We start from the raw sequence: 16,955 nt of genomic DNA, 5'->3' as shown, positions 1-16,955 counted from the left end.
CGGAAACGCGGAATAGCGGGGAACGGACGCACATCTTACGCCCGATCGATTTCGATCGTGATGTGACAGGACGTGCCGCGGGAGGTTCGCCGCACGATGCGGTCCTGTTCGAAAGGTAGGGCCGCGTCATGCGTTTTCAAGCGAAAAAGCGCGTGAACTCGGCGACCAGCGCGCGCTCGGTGACGAGGCGGTTTTCGATCGCGTCGGGGTCCGCATGGCCGAGCGACATGCCGCAGACGAGCTGTTCGTTGGCGGGAATGCCGAGGTGATCGGTGACGATCCGGTGAAACGGCACGAACGCGGCCTGCGGGCAAGTATCGAGCCCGCGTGCGCGCGCGGCGGTCATCACGCCCTGCAGGAACATCCCGCAGTCGAGCCAGGCGCCATGGGTCATCACGCGGTCGAGCGTGAAGAACAGTGCGACCGGTGCATCGAAGAAGCGGAAGTTGCGGGCGTGCTGCGCATGCATGCGCGCCTTCTCGTCGCGGCCGATGTTCAACAGGCCGTACAGGTCCCAGCCGACCTTGCGGCGCCGGTCGATATACGGCGACACCCATTCGCGCGGGTAGTAGTCGTACTCGGCGACGTATTTCTCGTCGCGCGCGGGATCGTCGTGGGCCGCGGTGAGCGCGGTGGCGAGCGCATCGCGCGTGGCGCCTGTCGCGACGTACACGCGCCACGGCTGGATGTTGGTGCCCGACGGTGCGCGGCTCGCGGCTTCGAGGATTGCCTCGAGCGTGTCGCGCGGCACGGGCGTCGGCAGGAACGCGCGGATCGCGCGGCGCGATGTGAGTGCCGCGTCGACGGCGTCGATTGGATCGGCATCGACGCGCGGGAAAGCAGTGGGGAAGGACATCGGCATACCTTCGGGACGGGGCCGACGCGCCGCGCGGGCGCCGTCGGCCGGGCCGGTGCGGCGGGTGGGTGAACCGACGATCATACGCCGCGGCGCGCCGGCGTGCAGCGCGCGCGGGTGTTAGCAGCAGACGCACGCGGCTGCTTGCTTGCGCAGGGATGCGGGATCGCTACACTGAAATCGTAAGGGTCTGATGGTCGTGTGACAGCAAGCGGCAGCGAGGTTGGTATGACGACGGCGATGGTGAAACAGGAACTGGCGGTGGCGTCCTTCAGCACGGTGTACGACCTCGAGCAGGTCGAGACGGCGCTGAGTGACCTGAACGAGAGCGCGAGCGACGCACTGCGCGCCACCTACGAGAGGATGCTCAAGACGGGCAATCTGCGCTTCTGCGTGAAGCCGAACCGGATGCCGTCGTTCGACGCGCTCGGCGAGGCCTTGCCCAATTTCGCCGAGCCGCTCGACGACGTGCGCAAGCAGGTCGCGCTGTGCCTGGAAACGGACGACCGGCTCGAACTGATGCCGATCCTGCTGCTCGGGCCCCCGGGCATCGGCAAGACGCACTTCGCGAAGGCGCTCGCGCAACTGCTCGGCACCGCGTACCACTACGTGCCGATGAGTTCGCTGACGGCCGGCTGGATCCTGTCGGGGGCGTCGTCGCAATGGAAGAACGCGAAGCCCGGCAAGGTGTTCGATGCGCTCGTGAACGGCAGCTACGCGAACCCGGTGATCGCGGTCGACGAGATCGACAAGGCCGGCAGCGATGCGCAATACGATCCGCTCGGCGCGCTGTACGCGTTGCTCGAGCACGACACCGCGCGCGCGTTCATCGACGAATTCGCGGAAGTGCCGATCGATGCGGGCAACGTGATCTGGATCGCGACCGCGAACGATGCGAACGCGATTCCGGAGCCGCTGCTCAACCGGATGAACGTGTACGAGATCGAGCCGCCCGATGCGGCCGGCGCGCGCCGGATTGCGCAGACGATCTACGACGAGATCCGCACGTCGCATGCTTGGGGGCGGCGCTTCCCCGACACCCTCGGCGACGACGCGCTCGACGTGCTGGCCGCGACACCGCCGCGCACGATGCGCCGTGCGCTGCTGCACGCATTCGGCGCCGCGCGGCTCGACGGCCGCGATGCGATCGGGCCGCGCGACATCCGGGCCGACGAGGGCGCCGCGAAGCGCCGGCCGATCGGCTTCTGAACGAGCGGCGCGCGCACGGCCTCGGCGGCGTGCGCGCCGTGCAGTGCCGCGAGTCGTTCCGTGCGTCGTACGTCATGCACGGCGTCGCCACGATGCACTGCACGACCTTCGGCAAGCAGGTGAGCCGGGACGTACAATTCTCTTCTCTCCCCTCGACGCGCTAGCGGCGCGAAACGTCATGGAGCAGATGGATTGTGTCGTGATCGGCGCGGGCGTCGTCGGTCTTGCGATTGCGCGCGAACTGGCCTCGCGCGGGCGCGAAACGCTCGTGCTCGAGGCCGCCGATGCGATCGGCACGGGTACGAGTTCGCGCAACAGCGAAGTGATCCATGCGGGGCTCTACTATCCGCGCGGGTCGCTGAAGGCGATGTCGTGCGTGCACGGGCGCGACCTGCTGTACGAATTCTGCGAGACGCATCACGTGCCGCACCGGCGTGCCGGCAAGCTGCTCGTTGCCACGAGCGCCGCGCAGGTGAAGCAACTGAAGGCCATCGCCGCGCGCGCGACCGAAAACGGCGTGCTCGACCTGATGCCGCTCACGCGCGTCGAGGCGCAGACGCTCGAGCCCGCGCTCGAATGCGTCGAGGCGCTGTTCTCGCCGTCCACCGGCATCGTCGACAGCCACCAGCTGATGCTCGCGCTGCTCGGCGACGCGGAACACGACGGCGCGGTGTGCGCGCTGAAATCTCCGGTCGAATCGATCGACGTGCTGCGCGGCGGGCGCTTCGTCGTGCGCACGGGCGGCGACGCGCCGACCGAGATCGAGGCCGCCTGCGTGATCAACAGCGCGGGCCTCGGCGCCCAGGCGCTGGCGCGCCGCACGCGCGGCCTCGACCCGCGCTGGGTGCCGCCGCTCTATCTTGCGCGCGGCAACTACTTCAGCCTGTCGGGCCGTGCACCGTTTTCGCACCTGATCTACCCGATGCCCGACCGCGCGGGGCTCGGCGTGCACCTGACGCTCGATCTCGGCGGGCAGGCGCGCTTCGGCCCGGACGTCGAATGGATCGATACGCTGCGCTACGAAGTCGATCCCGCGCGCGCGACCGCGTTCTACACGTCGATCCGCGCATTCTGGCCGGGCTTGCCCGACGACGCGCTGCAGCCGGCGTACGCGGGCATCCGGCCGAAGGTCGCGGGGCCCGGCGAGCCGCCGGCCGATTTCATCGTGCAGGGTGTCGCGCAGCATGGGGTGCGCGGGCTCGTGAACCTGTTCGGGATCGAGTCGCCGGGGCTCACCGCGTCGCTGGCGCTCGCGCAGCGCGTGGGCGACATGGCGGCTTACCGCTGACGCGGCGAGTGTGTGGCGGGTGTGTGGTGGGTTCGTGGCGGGTGCGTATCGGCCGTGTGGCGGCCGTGTGGAATTCCTTATCTCTGGAATTTCGGCACGCACATTTATTCGCTTGAGCGTTATTCTGTCGAACGGCTGTCGCCAGAACAGCTTTCAAACCGATAACGTTGGAGCGAGTCCCCCATGAAAACATCCCGTCGGAGTTTCCTGATTACGAGCATTGGTGCCGTGTCCGCGCTGGCGCTGTCGCGCGAAGCACTGGCTGATGCGCCGATGCTGTCGGAAACCGATCCGACCGCCGTGGCGCTCGGCTACAAGGCCGATGCCACGAAGGTCGACAAGACGAAGTACCCGAAATACGCGGCAGGCCAGGATTGCGCGGCCTGCATGCTGTACCAGGGCAAGAAGGGCTCGGCCTCGGGCCCGTGCGGCGCCTTCCCCGGCAAGCAGGTGTCGGCGAAGGGCTGGTGCAGCGCCTTCTCGAAGATGGGTTGAGGCCCGTGCGGCATCGTGCGATGCCGCATTGTGGCGAAAACCGCACAACGCCCGCCGTCGAAAGATGGCGGGCGTTTTTTATTGCTTGAAAACGGTTCCGTCGCTTTCTACACTCGCTGCAAACCAGCGCGCCGCGGGCACTCCGCACGCCGCGCCGCCCGACACGGCGAACTGACGAGGACGAGGCACGCATGGCGACGATTGCGAACTCAACGAAAACGGTCCGGCCCGAGCGTGCGCTGAACCGGCGCGCGGTTGCGGCCGCCGTGATCGGCAACGCGCTCGAGTGGTACGACTTCACGGTGTTCGGCTTCATGACGGTCGTGATCGCCGAGCTGTTCTTCCCGACCTCCAGCGAATACTCGTCGCTGCTGCTGACCACCGCGACGTTCGGCGTCGCGTTCTTCATGCGCCCGATCGGCGGCATCGTATTCGGGCTGTACGCGGATCGCGCGGGCCGCAAGGCCGCGCTGTCGCTCGTGATCCTCCTGATGACGGCCGGCATCTTCCTGCTCGCGGTCGCGCCGCCCTATGCGGCGATCGGCATCGGCGGCCCGCTCCTGATCGTGCTCGGCCGTCTGCTGCAGGGCTTTTCCGCGGGCGGCGAATTCGGCAGCGCCACCGCGCTGCTGATCGAGGCCGCGCCGTTCTCGAAACGCGGCTTCTACGGCAGCTGGCAAATGGCGAGCCAGGCGGCCGCGCTGCTGATCGGCGCGCTCGTCGGCGCGGCCATCACGCGCGGGCTGTCGCACGATGCGCTGCGCAGCTGGGGCTGGCGCGTGCCGTTCATCCTCGGGCTCGTGATCGGCCCGATCGGCTTCTACATCCGCCGCCATCTCGCCGATTCCGAAGCGTTCCTGCATGCGCAGCAGAACGCGCGTCGCGCGACGCTTCGCGACGTGTTCACGCGCCACCCGCGCGAAGTGCTGTGCGGGCTCGGCTCGGTGATCGCGCTGACGGTGACGATCTACGTGCTGATCAGCTATCTGCCGACCTTCGCGGTGAAGCAGCTGAAGCTGCCCTACGCGGAATCGTTCTATGCGGTGATCGTCGGCAACCTGCTGCTGATGGTGTTGTCGCCGGTCGCGGGCGCGTGGTCGGACCGCATCGGCCGCAAGGGGCTGTCGCTGTGGTCGCTCGTGCTGACGCTCGTGCTGATGTATCCGCTGTTCGCGTGGCTCGACGCGGCGCCGAGCATCGCGCGCCTGATCGCGGTGCAGGCCGTGCTGTCGGTCACGCTCGCGGGCTATTACGGGCCGTTCGGCGCGATGATCGCCGAGCTGTTTCCGGCCAACGTGCGCTCGACCGGGCTGTCGATCGCGTACAACGTCGCGGTGATGCTGTTCGGCGGCTTCGGGCAGTTCATCGTCACATGGCTGATCAAGGTCACGGGCACGCCGCTCGCGCCGACTTACTACGTGATGGCCGGGATCGCGCTGTCGATCGTCGCGGTCGCATTCGTGCCCGCGCGCAGCGCCGACCTCGACGCGCCCGCGTGACGACATGACGATTTGAAGACGGTCATCGGATCGTTTCGCAAAACGCAATGATGTGCTGCAGAACACGAATACAGTGCGTCGACCCTTCGTGTTCGCGCCCGAATTGTTTAGTCATCGAACGAAACTTGCGCGAAATGAACGGATTTGCCGCTCGCGCGCGTTTTCGCATTTTTTACCCACACTAAACATTGGCAAAAACCCGGCGGGCATCTAGAAGAGTTTTTTCTCCAGCTTGTTGCCACATCGTTAGCTCAAGTAATATCCGCGTACACCGGCCCCGGGCGGGCCGGTTCCGATCTGGAGACCTGGAGGAAACATGGAATACAACCGTCTGTTGCACACCCTGCGTGTTACCGCCATCGCAGGCGTGGCAGCGGCATCGCTCGGCGTCACGGGCTCTGCATTCGCACAGATCCCGAACAAAACGCTCGTCTACTGCTCAGAAGGCAGCCCGGCGGGTTTCGATTCCGCGCAGTTTACGACCGGCGTCGATTTCACCGCCGCCACGTTCACCGTCTACAACCGCCTCGTCGAATTCGAGCGTGGCGGCACGAAGGTTGAACCGGGCCTCGCCGAGAAGTGGGACGTATCGTCGGACGGCAAGGTGTACACGTTCCACCTGCGCCACGGCGTGAAGTTCCACACGACCGACTTCTTCAAGCCGACGCGTGAATTCAATGCGGACGACGTGCTGTTCACGTTCCAGCGCATGCTCGACCCGAACCAGGCGTTCCGCAAGGCGTACCCGGTGTCGTTCCCGTACTTCACCGACATGGGCCTCGACAAGCTGATCACGAAGGTCGAGAAGGTCGATCCGTACACCGTGAAGTTCACGCTGGCCGAGCCGAATGCGCCGTTCATCCAGAACATGGCGATGGAATTCGCGTCGGTCCTGTCGGCCGAATACGGCGACCAGCTGATGAAGGCGGGCAAGGCCGCCGACATCAACCAGAAGCCGGTCGGCACGGGCCCGTTCATCTTCCGCAGCTACACGAAGGATGCGACGATCCGATTCGACGGCAATCCTGATTACTGGAAGAAGGGCGAAGTGAAGATCTCGAAGCTGATCTTCTCGATCACGCCCGACCCGGGCGTGCGCGTGCAGAAGATCAAGCGCAACGAGTGCCAGGTGATGAGCTATCCGCGTCCGGCCGACATCGCGACGCTGAAGGCCGATGCGGGCGTCGACATGCCGTCGCAGGCAGGCTTCAACCTCGGCTACCTCGCGTACAACGTCGAGCACAAGCCGGTCGACAAGCTCGAAGTGCGTCAGGCCCTCGACATGGCGATCAACAAGAAGGCGATCCTCGAGTCCGTCTACCAGGGCGCAGGCCAGGCTGCTTCCGCGCCGATGCCGCCGACCCAATGGTCGTACGACAAGAACCTGAAGATGGCGCCGAACGACACCGCGAAGGCGAAGGCGCTGCTCACGAAGGCCGGCTTCCCGAACGGTTTCGAGATCACGCTGTGGGCGATGCCGGTGCAGCGCGCGTACAACCCGAACGCCCGTCTGATGGCCGAGATGATCCAGGCCGACTGGGCGAAGATCGGCGTGAAGGCGAAGATCGTCACGTACGAGTGGGGCGAGTACATCAAGCGCGCGCACTCGGGTGAGCAGGACACGATGCTGATCGGCTGGACGGGCGACAACGGCGACCCGGACAACTGGCTCGGCACGCTGCTCGGCTGCGACGCGATCAAGGGCAACAACTTCTCGCACTGGTGCTACAAGCCGTTCGACGATCTGGTCCAGAAGGGCCGCACGACGACGGGCCAGGACGCGCGGACGAAGCTCTACACGCAGGCTCAGCAGATCTTCGCTCAACAGCTGCCGTTCTCGCCGATCGCGAACTCGACGGTCTACCAGCCGGTGCGCAAGACCGTGGTCGACATGCGTATCGAGCCGCTCGGCTATGCCCGCTTCGATGGTGTTAGCGTGAAGTAACACGCCTGTCGTAAGCTGTCGCGAAGACCGGCTAATTCATCCGGCGGCGGGAGGCCAAAAGCTTCCCGTCGCCGGTCGCACATTTCCCACAAGAAAATACGAGACGCATCATGTTCACATTCGTGTTGCGCCGCGTGGGCATGGTGATCCCGACTTTCATCGGCATCACCATCCTGGCGTTTGCGCTGATTCACCTGATACCGGGCGACCCCATCGAAGTGATGATGGGCGAGCGCGGCGTCGATCCCGCGATGCACGCAGAGGCGATGAAGCGCCTCGGGCTCGACCAGCCGCTGCCCATGCAGTACATCCATTACATCGGCCGTGCGATGCACGGCGACCTCGGCACGTCGATCATCACCAATACGAGCGTCGCGGGCGAGTTCTTCGCGCGCTTCCCGGCGACCGTCGAGCTGTCGCTCTGCGCGCTCGTGTTCGCGCTCGCGGTCGGGCTGCCGGCCGGCGTGATCGCCGCATTGCGGCGCGGCTCGGTCGTCGACCATGGCGTGATGGGCACCGCGCTCACCGGCTATTCGATGCCGATCTTCTGGTGGGGGCTGATCCTCATCATGGTGTTTTCGTCATACCTCGGCTGGACGCCCGTGTCGGGGCGCATCGCCGTCGAATACGACTTCCCGCACCCGACGGGTTTCATGCTGATCGACGCGCTGCTCGCGCCGGATGAAGGCTCGTTCAAGTCGGCGGTCAGCCACCTGATCCTGCCCGCGATCGTGCTCGGCACGATCCCGCTCGCGGTGATCGCGCGGATGACGCGCTCATCGATGCTCGAAGTGCTGCGCGAGGACTACATCCGCACCGCCCGCGCGAAGGGGCTGTCGCCCGCGCGCGTGGTCGTCGTGCATGCGCTGCGCAATGCGCTGATCCCGGTCGTCACCGTGATCGGCCTGCAGATCGGCACGCTGCTCGCGGGCGCCGTGCTGACCGAGACGCTCTTTTCGTGGCCCGGTGTCGGCAAGTGGCTGATCGATGCGATCGGCCGCCGCGACTATCCGGTCGTCCAGGGCGGCATCCTGCTGATCGCGACGCTCGTGATCGTCGTGAACCTGGTCGTCGACCTGCTGTACGGCGTGCTGAATCCGCGCATCCGCCACACGAGGTAATCCCATGAGCAATCTGCAAAATACCCTGCCGACCGAATCCGCGCCGGCCGGCGGCCGTGCGCTCGCGCTGCGCGAGTTCTGGGCCAACTTCTCGCGCAACCGCGGCGCCGTCGGCGCCGGCATCGTCGTGATCGTGCTGATCCTGATTGCGCTGCTCGCGCCGCTGCTCGCGCCGCACAGCCCGGCCGAGCAATACCGCGACTTCGTGAAGATCCCGCCCGCGTGGCTCGAAGGCGGCAACTGGAAATTCATCCTCGGCACCGACGAAGCGGGCCGCGACATTCTTTCTCGCCTGATGTACGGCGCGCGGATGTCGTTCTGGATCGGCTTCGTGTCGGTCGTGCTCGCGCTGATCCCGGGCATCGTGCTCGGGCTCGTCGCCGCGTTCTTCCAGAAGTGGGCCGACACGCCGGTGATGCGCATCATGGACGTGCTGCTCGCGCTGCCGTCGCTGCTGCTCGCGGTCGCGGTCGTCGCGATCATCGGCCCGGGCCTCACCAACACGATGTTCGCGATCGCGATCGTCGCGCTGCCGGCCTATGTGCGTCTCACGCGCGCATCGGCGCTCGGCGAACTGCAGAAGGAATACGTGACGGCGTCGCGCGTGGCCGGTGCCGGCACGCTGCGCCTGATGTTCTCGCAGGTGCTGCCGAACTGCACGGCGCCGCTGATCGTGCAGGCGACGCTCGGTTTCTCGTCGGCGATCCTCGACGCGGCCGCGCTCGGCTTCCTCGGCCTCGGCGTGCAACCGCCGACCGCCGAATGGGGCGCGATGCTGGCCTCCGCGCGCGACTACATCGACAACGCGTGGTGGATCGTGACGATGCCGGGCCTGTCGATCCTGATCTCGGTGCTCGCGATCAACCTGCTCGGCGACGGGCTGCGCGACGCGCTCGACCCCAAACTGAAACGGATGGCGTAATCATGAGCCAAGATCTTCTGACCATCCGCAATCTCGCGGTGAATTTCAACGGCCTGCCCGCGGTCGACCGGATCAACCTGTCGATCGCGCCGGGCGAGGTGGTGGGCGTCGTCGGCGAATCGGGCTCGGGTAAGAGCGTGACGATGATGGCGCTGATGGGCCTGATCGACGCGCCGGGCAAGGTGACGGCAGATGAAGTCACGTTCAACGGTGTCGACCTGCTGAAGGCGTCGCCGAAGGCGCGCCGCAAGATCGTCGGCAAGGACATCGCGATGGTGTTCCAGGACGCGCTGACGAGCCTGAATCCGAGCTATACGGTCGGCTACCAGATCAAGGAAGTGCTGAAGCTGCACGAGGGCTTGCGCGGCGACGCGCTGCACCGGCGCGCGCTCGAACTGCTCGACCAGGTCGGTATTCCCGATGCGAAGAACCGCATCACGTCGTTCCCGCACCAGATGTCGGGCGGGATGAACCAGCGCGTGATGATCGCGATGGCGGTCGCGTGCAACCCGAAGCTCCTGATCGCCGACGAGCCGACCACCGCGCTCGACGTGACGATCCAGGCGCAGATCATGGATCTGCTCGTGAAGCTGCAGAAGGAACGCGGGATGGCGCTCGTGCTGATCTCGCACGACCTGGCCGTGGTGTCCGAGGTCGCACAGCGCGTGGCGGTGATGTACGCGGGCGAGGTGATCGAGACCAACAGCGTGCCCGACATCTTCCGCGCGCCGCATCATCCGTACACCGAAGCGCTGCTCGCGGCGATTCCCGAGCACAATAAGGGGGCGCGTCGCCTTGCCGCATTGCCCGGCATGGTGCCGGGCCGCGATGATCGCCCGTCCGGGTGCCTGTTCGCGCCGCGCTGCAAGTACGTCGTCGACGACTGCCGCAAGGCGCGGCCGGCGCTCGACACGCTTGTGTCCGGCAACGATGCGATGCGCGCGCGCTGCATCAAGCCGCTCAACGTTTCCAACCTCGACCTGACGGGAGGTGCACGATGAATGCAGTCAATCAAACGCGTGCCACGCCGCACGACGAGGACGCCGTGCTGGTGGCCGACGGTCTCGCGAAGCACTATTCGGTCAAGCGCGGGATGTTCGGGCAGGGCACGGTGAAGGCGCTGAACGGCGTGTCGTTCTCGCTGAAGCGCGGCAAGACGCTCGCCGTCGTCGGCGAATCGGGCTGCGGGAAGTCGACGCTCGCGCGCCAGCTGACGATGATCGAGACGCCCACGTCGGGCAGCCTGACGATCGACGGCAAGAACGTCGCCGGCGCAAGCCGCGACACGGTCGCCGACCTGCGCCGCCGCGTGCAGATGGTGTTCCAGAACCCGTTCGCATCGCTGAACCCGCGCAAGACCGTCGAGCAGACGCTTTCCGAGCCGCTCGAGATCAACGCGAACCTGACGGCCGCCGAACGCGCGCAGCGCATCGCGCAGATCATGCGCACGGTCGGCCTGCGGCCCGAGCACGCGAAGCGCTATCCGCACATGTTCTCGGGCGGCCAGCGCCAGCGTGTCGCGATCGCGCGCGCGATGATTCTCGATCCGCGCATCGTCGTCGCCGACGAGCCGGTGTCCGCGCTCGACGTGTCGATCCAGGCGCAGATCCTGAACCTGTTCATGGATCTGCAGGAGCAGTTCAAGACGAGCTACGTGTTCATCTCGCACAACCTGTCGGTGGTCGAGCACGTCGCGGACGACGTGATGGTGATGTACTTCGGCAGCGTCGCCGAGCTCGGCGACAAGGCGACGATCTACGCACGGCCGCGCCATCCGTACACGCGCGCGCTGATGTCGGCGACGCCGGCGATCTTCGAGGAAGACCGCCGCGTGCAGATCAAGCTGCAGGGCGAACTGCCGTCGCCGCTCAATCCGCCGTCGGGCTGCGCGTTCCACCAGCGCTGCCCGTACGCGGTCGAGCGCTGCCGTGCGGAGGAGCCGCAGCTGCGCGAGGTCGACGGCCGGCGCGTGGCCTGCCATCGGGCCGAGGAGGTAGGGGAGGCGAATGCCTGAAGCGTTGGCGGCGCGCGCGTCCGGCGTGCGCCGTGCGGGGGCAAGCAGCGCGCGCGTGATGCGCGCGTACCGCTACGCGCGGCGCTGGAGCGTGCGTACCGTCACGGGCGCGGCGCTGGCCGGCGCGTGCGTGGCGGCCAGCCTCGTGGTTCCCGTCGAATCCGCGCGCGCCGAAGGGCGCGCGCCGGCCACTTCACCGATCCATCCGTCGCAAGTCCCGCCGCCCGGCATGAGCCTGCCGGGCTTCCACGCGCCCGCCGTGTCGGACGGCACGGTGTCGCGCGGCACCGTGCGCGTGCAGCCCGCGCGCATGCCGTTCTACGTTGCAACCAAGGGCAAGGTCACGCTCTACGTGCTCGGCACGCTGCACACCGGTGACCCGTCCGACTACCCGAGCGCGCAGCCGTTCCGGCCGCGCATCCTCGCGGCGCTCGCCGCGTCGCCCACACTGGCGCTCGAGCTGTCGCCCGACGACCTGCTCGAATCGCAGGACGACGTGTCGAAGTACGGCGTCTGCCGCTACCCGTGCCTGCAGCGCCTGCTGCCCGAGCCGCTGTGGCAGCGTCTCGCTGCGCGCCTGCGCGGCAACCCGGCCGCGCTCGCCGAGATCCGCAAGATGCGGCCGTGGCTCGCGGCGCTCGTCGTCGAGACCTACGATTCGCTGTCGGCCGGCCTGCAAACCGAGTACGGCACCGAGGCGCAGCTGCAGAACGTGTTCCTGAAGAAAAAGGGCGGCCGCGTGATCGGGCTCGAGACGCTCGCCGAACAGATGCGCGCGTTCACCGGGCTCACGCTTGCCGAGCAGCGCGAAATGCTCGCGCAGGACATGGTGCAGACGCCCGCGCAGAACGCCGACGACATCAAGGCGCTGCACCGACTGTGGCGAATTGGCGACGCCGATGCGATCTCGGCATGGGCGGTCGCGAAGAGCGAACGGCTCGCGCGTTCGAAGGTGCTGTCGGACTCGATCGACAACAAGATCGTGTACGAGCGCAACCGGCGCTTCGTTGCACGGATGACGGCAATCGCCGCACCGAACCGGCCGCTATTCGTCGCGATCGGCGCGCTGCACTTGGGCGGCCCGCGCGGTGTGCTCGAATTGTTGCGTCAACAAGGTTACAGCGTCGACGCGAACTGATCGCCGCCACCGCGCCCGAACCGATCCTCCCCTGTTTGATTGACGTTGTGCGAACGGCTCAAACGCCTGTATGGGTACGCTATTCGATAAGGAAAACCCTCGAATCGTCAGAAAATAGCGTTTCAAACGATTGACATCCCGATCTGCCAATATCTATTCTTCGATCCACAAGTTGAAAAAATGAAAAGAATAGAAAAAGTTCTACGGGGTAGCAGAAAATAAAGCGCGGGGTTAGCGCGTTGCCGGCACGTGTTGCACGTGCCGGCCGCGGAAGTGTCTGCATGTACGGCGGGGCCAACCATCGTCGGACAACAACTAGGCATGCAGGCCGACTTGCGGGATAAAGCAACGTTCCGTCGTCCCACCGGGGAAAGGTAGTAATCGGGCGGCGGCGGACGTTTTTTAATCCGGAATATTTTTCCGGTCACCGTCGAAAGACGGTTTCGGGGGGTGAATCGACAGACGGCGAAGCCGCAGCGATTGCGCCAACGGAAAAGCGCCACGAGGGCGCTTTTTTCTTTTGGGCGACGGATTGTGCGTCCGCCGGCGCAGGCCGGATCAGGCGCGTTCGTCGGCCTGCAGCATGCCCGGCGCGACCACGTCGACACCCACCGCCTCGAGCGCGGCGCGAATCCGTTTCGCGAATACCAACGCATGCGGCCCGTCGCCGTGCAGGCAGACGGTCTGCGCATTGAGCATCACCCATTCGCCGCCGATCGCGCGTACCTGCCGGCTGCGCACCATGTCGAGCGTGCGCGCGATCATCGTGTCCTCGTCGTCGATCAGCGCGCCGGGCTGGTTGCGCGGCACGAGCGAGCCGTCCGCGCGGTAGCCGCGATCGGCGAACACTTCCTCCACCGCGGCGAGCCCCGCATGCCGCGCGGCCGCGACGAACACGCTGTTCGCGAGCCCGAACACCGCGAGCGACGGATCGAAATCGCGGATCGCGGATACCACCGCATCGGCGATCATCGGATCGCGCGCGGCCTGGTTGTACAGCGCGCCGTGCGGTTTCACGTGCGCGATGCGCCCGCCCTCGGCCTGCGCGATCGCCGATAGCGCGCCGAGCTGGTACAGCACGCCCGCGTAGATGTCGCCGGCCGGCAGCTGCATTTCCTTGCGGCCGAAATTCTCCGGATCGTGAAAGCTCGGATGCGCGCCGATCGCCACGCCTTTCCGCACGGCCCAGCGCACGCAATCGCGCATCGCGTTCGCACCGCCCGCATGCCACCCGCATGCGATGTTCGCGGACGTCACGAGGTCGAGCAGCGCCTCGTCCGAACCGCATCCTTCGCCGAGATCGGCATTCAGATCGATTTCCATGATGTTCCTCGTCCACTGATTGCGTGGCCCGTCTTCTCTACTGCGACTGCCTTCGGTACGGCTACCGCCATTGTCACGCTGCTTGCGACTGGGCGCGGCGGCGCGCTTCCTCGCGCAGGTCGATCGCCACGTCGATCTGCCGCAGATAGGCACGTTCTGCGGTCAGGGCGGCGCGCGCGGCGTCGGGTGTCGTGCGCACGAAGCGGATCGGCAGGTTGAGCCGCGCCTGCGCGAGTTTCCACAGATCCGCACGGATCACCGTGCCGATCTTCGGGTAGCCGCCGGTGGTCTGCGCATCGTGCATCAGCACGATCGGCTGGCCGTTCGGCGGCACCTGGATCGTGCCCGGCAGCACCGCGTGCGACAGCAGCTCGGCCGGCCGCTCGCGCACGAGCTCGACACCGGCAAGCCGATAGCCCATGCGGTTGCTGTTCGCCGTGACCAGCCATTCTTCATCCCAGAACGCCTGCTGCGAATCGGCGGCGAACGACGCGTAGTCGGGGCCCGGCAGCACGCGCACGGGCATCGCCCACGGCGCATGCGCGGGGCGGTGCCGGCGCGGCGGCTCGTCGACGCGCACGAACGCGCACCATGCCGGCGCCTTTACCCCGAATTCAGGGGCATCGGCCGCCAGGCAACCCATCCCGGCCGGAAGCACGCCGACCGGGAGGCGATCGCCGTCGCGCAGCGCGCGGCCGCCGAGGCCGCCGAAGCGCGATGCGAGATCGGTACTGCGCGAGCCGAGCATCGGCAGCACGTCGATGCCGCCGGCGATGCACAGGTAGCCGCGCATCCCGCGTTTCGCGGCCGGCAGCACGAGCGTCTGCCCGGCCTCGACCGGCAGGCTCCACCAAGAATATACGCGCTGGCCGTCGAGCGTTGCACCGAACTCGGTGCCGGTGATCGCGATGCGTGTGGCGCGCGTGAAGCGGAAGGCGGCCGGGCCGATCGTGATCTCGACGCCTGCCGCGTCGGGGCGATTGCCGACCAGCCGGTTGCCGACCTCGAGCGCGAGGCCATCGAGCGCGCCGCCCTGCGCGACGCCGAGATGGCGCGCGCCGCGGCGCCCGAGATCCTGCACGGTGGTCAGCGGGCCGGCCCGCAGCACCTCGACGGTGCCCGCTGCGTTGCTCTGGGTCATCGTGCGTCGACTCCGGCAATGGTGAAGCGCACACGGTCGCCGGGCAGCAGCAGCGTCGGCTGCGGCCGCGCCGGATCGAACAGCACGTGCGACGTGCGGCCGATCAGTTGCCAGCCGCCGGGCGACGTGGTCGGGTAGATGCCCGTCTGCGCGCCGCCGATGCCGACCGAGCCGGCCGGCACCTCGAGGCGCGGCGCCGCGCGGCGCGGCGTGTGCAACGCGGCGTCGAGCCCGCCGAGATACGCGAAGCCCGGCTGGAAACCGACGAAGAACACGACGTAGGCACCGGCTGCGTGGCGCGCGACGACCTCGTCGGCCGACAGGCCGGTATGCGCGGCGACGGCCGGCAGATCGGGGCCGGCGGCGCCGCCGTACTCGACCGGGATCTCGACCTCGCGGCCGTCCGCGTGCTCGACGTCGGCGGTTTCCCACGCGTCGCGCAGCGCCGGCGTGAGCGCTTCGGCCGTCGTGGCGAGCGCGTCGAAGACGATCGTCAGGTTGTTCATGCCGGGCACGACGTCGACCACGTCGGGCCACGCGCGCGCGGCCTCGGCAACGGCCCAGACGCGGCGCTGGCAATCGAGCGTGGCGGGCGGCGGCACCTCGCAGACGAGGGCGGCATCGCCGAGCGGATAAATGCGGGGTTGCGTCATCGGACTGGCACGGTTCGGACGGCAATGTTAGCGCACATTGTCAATAAAATATCGACAACTTCCCAATAAGCGTTTTCGCCTAGCCCGTATGCCGGGGCTTCTGGCGTACACTCGGCACACCCTGTCATCCGGCTTGCTCCGCCTTTCCATGAAGCGTCCTGCGACCAAGATCGTGTCATCCGAACACCTCGTTTCCGATTCGAGCGCGGAGCTGTCGGAACTCGAATACGGGCTCATCATGGCAGGCAATGCTTTCAACCGGTGGATGGTGCGCTGCATGTCGGCGGCCGGCGCGAAGGACATGACGGCGGTCGAGGTGTCGCTGCTGCATCACGTCAGCCACCGCGAACGCAAGAAGAAGCTCGCCGACATCTGCTTCGTGCTCAATATCGAGGATACGCACGTCGCGACCTATGCGCTGAAAAAACTGATCGCCCGCGGCTATGTGAAGAGCGAGAAAAGCGGCAAGGAAGTGTTCTTCTTCGCGACCGACGCGGGCCGCGACCTGTGCCTGAAGTACCGCGAGGTGCGCGAGCACTGTCTGATCGAGACGCTGAAGGACAGCGGGCTCACCAACGAGCAGATCGGCGACGCGGCGCAGTTGCTGCGCAACGCATCGGGCCTGTACGACACGGCCGCGCGCGCGGCGGCGTCGCTGTAAACGATTGCGCCGCAGGTGGCGCGCGGCGGTGCGCTGACGGGCGTGCGACGACGGATGCGGCGCCGCCCGCCGCATCATCCGGCGGCCGGGTACAGCGCGCCGTCGGTCACGATCCAGTGCAGCGCCAGATCGTGCGCTTCGGCAGGCAGCGCATCGACGCGACACGCTTCATAGGCGATGCCGACCGTCACGGGCGGCCGGCTGCCCGGCCATGCGGCGAGCGTGCGGTCGTAGTAGCCGCCGCCATAGCCGAGCCGGTAGCGCTCCAGATCGAATCCCAAGCAGGGAATCAATAGCAGGTCGGGCACGACGACGATTCCCGACGCCGGTTCCGGAATCCGGTGATGACCTTCGCGCATCGGCGTGTGCGTATCCCACGCGTGGAACTCGAGCGGCGTGTGCCGCTCGTCGATCACGGGCAGCGCGGCACGCCGGCCGGCACCGGCCGCGCACCACGCGAGCACCGCATCGCGCGCATCGAATTCGCCCGCCAGCGGCCAGTAGAACCCGACCGTGCGCGGCGCGAGCCGTTCGAGCAGCGTGCGCAGCCGCGCGTCGAGCGCGGCGTTCGCGGCGGGTTGCGACGCGGCGTCGCGACGCGCGCCGGACAGCGTTTTGCGTAGCGCAACCTTCGGGTTGGGCACAGGGTTGCGTGCTATGCTTTCGCTCACTTCGTGCTCCATTCAAAAC

Annotated in this window: 16 protein-coding genes; 11 read left to right on the top strand and 5 right to left on the bottom strand. The window is 67.0% G+C overall.

All coding sequences use genetic code 11. From position 1 onward, the window contains the following. Window positions 1-136 precede the first annotated feature (136 nt). Entirely contained in the window at window positions 137-856 is a 720-nt protein-coding gene (locus tag BCO18175_RS26430) for a nitroreductase (protein ID WP_174985502.1), read from the bottom strand. Between the two features lie 228 nt (window positions 857-1,084). Between BCO18175_RS26430 and BCO18175_RS26425 the strand changes: the two genes are divergently transcribed. From BCO18175_RS26425 to BCO18175_RS26380, 10 genes are all read left to right on the top strand, one after another. Next, a complete protein-coding gene (locus tag BCO18175_RS26425; RefSeq protein ID WP_174985500.1) occupies window positions 1,085-2,065 on the top strand; it encodes an AAA family ATPase in 981 nt (326 codons plus the stop codon). Between the two features lie 178 nt (window positions 2,066-2,243). Continuing rightward, window positions 2,244-3,353, top strand: a complete 1,110-nt coding sequence (locus BCO18175_RS26420; RefSeq protein WP_174985498.1) for an NAD(P)/FAD-dependent oxidoreductase — start codon at window positions 2,244-2,246, stop codon at window positions 3,351-3,353. Between the two features lie 183 nt (window positions 3,354-3,536). Then, window positions 3,537-3,848, top strand: a complete 312-nt coding sequence (locus BCO18175_RS26415) for a high-potential iron-sulfur protein (RefSeq protein WP_021163765.1) — start codon at window positions 3,537-3,539, stop codon at window positions 3,846-3,848. A 191-nt stretch (window positions 3,849-4,039) separates the two neighbouring features. Beyond that, complete coding sequence (locus BCO18175_RS26410; RefSeq protein WP_174985496.1) at window positions 4,040-5,347, top strand: MFS transporter; 1,308 nt, start codon at window positions 4,040-4,042, stop codon at window positions 5,345-5,347. A gap of 316 nt (window positions 5,348-5,663) precedes the next feature. After that, window positions 5,664-7,292 (top strand): ABC transporter substrate-binding protein, encoded by a 1,629-nt coding sequence (locus BCO18175_RS26405; RefSeq protein ID WP_174918216.1) that lies wholly within the window; start codon window positions 5,664-5,666, stop codon window positions 7,290-7,292. Window positions 7,293-7,402: 110 nt separating this feature from the next. Further along, window positions 7,403-8,413 carry an ABC transporter permease subunit gene (locus BCO18175_RS26400; protein ID WP_174918215.1) on the top strand — a complete coding sequence of 337 codons (1,011 nt, stop codon included), beginning with the start codon at window positions 7,403-7,405 and terminating at the stop codon, window positions 8,411-8,413. Window positions 8,414-8,417: 4 nt separating this feature from the next. Further along, the gene (locus BCO18175_RS26395; protein ID WP_174985494.1) at window positions 8,418-9,335 is read left to right on the top strand and encodes an ABC transporter permease subunit; all 918 of its coding nucleotides are present in this window, start codon (window positions 8,418-8,420) and stop codon (window positions 9,333-9,335) included. A gap of 2 nt (window positions 9,336-9,337) precedes the next feature. Then, window positions 9,338-10,336, top strand: a complete 999-nt coding sequence (locus BCO18175_RS26390; RefSeq protein WP_174985492.1) for an ABC transporter ATP-binding protein — start codon at window positions 9,338-9,340, stop codon at window positions 10,334-10,336. Continuing rightward, entirely contained in the window at window positions 10,333-11,349 is a 1,017-nt protein-coding gene (locus tag BCO18175_RS26385; RefSeq protein WP_174985491.1) for a peptide ABC transporter ATP-binding protein, read from the top strand. Before BCO18175_RS26390 ends, BCO18175_RS26385 begins: the two co-directional genes overlap by 4 nt. Further along, the gene (locus BCO18175_RS26380; RefSeq protein WP_174974347.1) at window positions 11,342-12,487 is read left to right on the top strand and encodes a TraB/GumN family protein; all 1,146 of its coding nucleotides are present in this window, start codon (window positions 11,342-11,344) and stop codon (window positions 12,485-12,487) included. Before BCO18175_RS26385 ends, BCO18175_RS26380 begins: the two co-directional genes overlap by 8 nt. Before the next feature lie 558 nt (window positions 12,488-13,045). Here the strand turns inward: BCO18175_RS26380 and pxpA are convergent. The 3 genes from pxpA to pxpB all read right to left on the bottom strand — a co-directional run bounded on the left by pxpA (window position 13,046) and on the right by pxpB (window position 15,604). Then, window positions 13,046-13,810, bottom strand: coding sequence for a 5-oxoprolinase subunit PxpA (gene pxpA, locus BCO18175_RS26375; RefSeq protein WP_174918211.1), 765 nt, complete (start codon window positions 13,808-13,810; stop codon window positions 13,046-13,048). Between the two features lie 73 nt (window positions 13,811-13,883). Continuing rightward, window positions 13,884-14,951: a biotin-dependent carboxyltransferase family protein gene (locus BCO18175_RS26370; protein ID WP_174985489.1), complete on the bottom strand. Its 1,068-nt coding sequence runs from the start codon at window positions 14,949-14,951 to the stop codon at window positions 13,884-13,886. Further along, window positions 14,948-15,604: a 5-oxoprolinase subunit PxpB gene (gene pxpB / locus BCO18175_RS26365; protein WP_174918209.1), complete on the bottom strand. Its 657-nt coding sequence runs from the start codon at window positions 15,602-15,604 to the stop codon at window positions 14,948-14,950. The genes BCO18175_RS26370 and pxpB overlap by 4 nt, the downstream gene beginning before the upstream one ends. A gap of 148 nt (window positions 15,605-15,752) precedes the next feature. Here pxpB and BCO18175_RS26360 point away from each other — a divergent pair, with 148 nt between their 5' ends. After that, window positions 15,753-16,265 carry a winged helix DNA-binding protein gene (locus BCO18175_RS26360; protein WP_021163776.1) on the top strand — a complete coding sequence of 171 codons (513 nt, stop codon included), beginning with the start codon at window positions 15,753-15,755 and terminating at the stop codon, window positions 16,263-16,265. Between the two features lie 74 nt (window positions 16,266-16,339). Here the strand turns inward: BCO18175_RS26360 and BCO18175_RS26355 are convergent, their stop codons facing one another. After that, window positions 16,340-16,948: a 5-formyltetrahydrofolate cyclo-ligase gene (locus tag BCO18175_RS26355; protein WP_174985486.1), complete on the bottom strand. Its 609-nt coding sequence runs from the start codon at window positions 16,946-16,948 to the stop codon at window positions 16,340-16,342. Window positions 16,949-16,955 lie beyond the last annotated feature (7 nt).

Source organism: Burkholderia lata (assembly GCF_902499335.1).
GTDB lineage: Bacteria > Pseudomonadota > Gammaproteobacteria > Burkholderiales > Burkholderiaceae > Burkholderia > Burkholderia lata_B.
The sequence above is the reverse complement of the archived record's forward strand: the minus strand, read 5'-3'. Positions and strand labels throughout refer to the sequence as shown.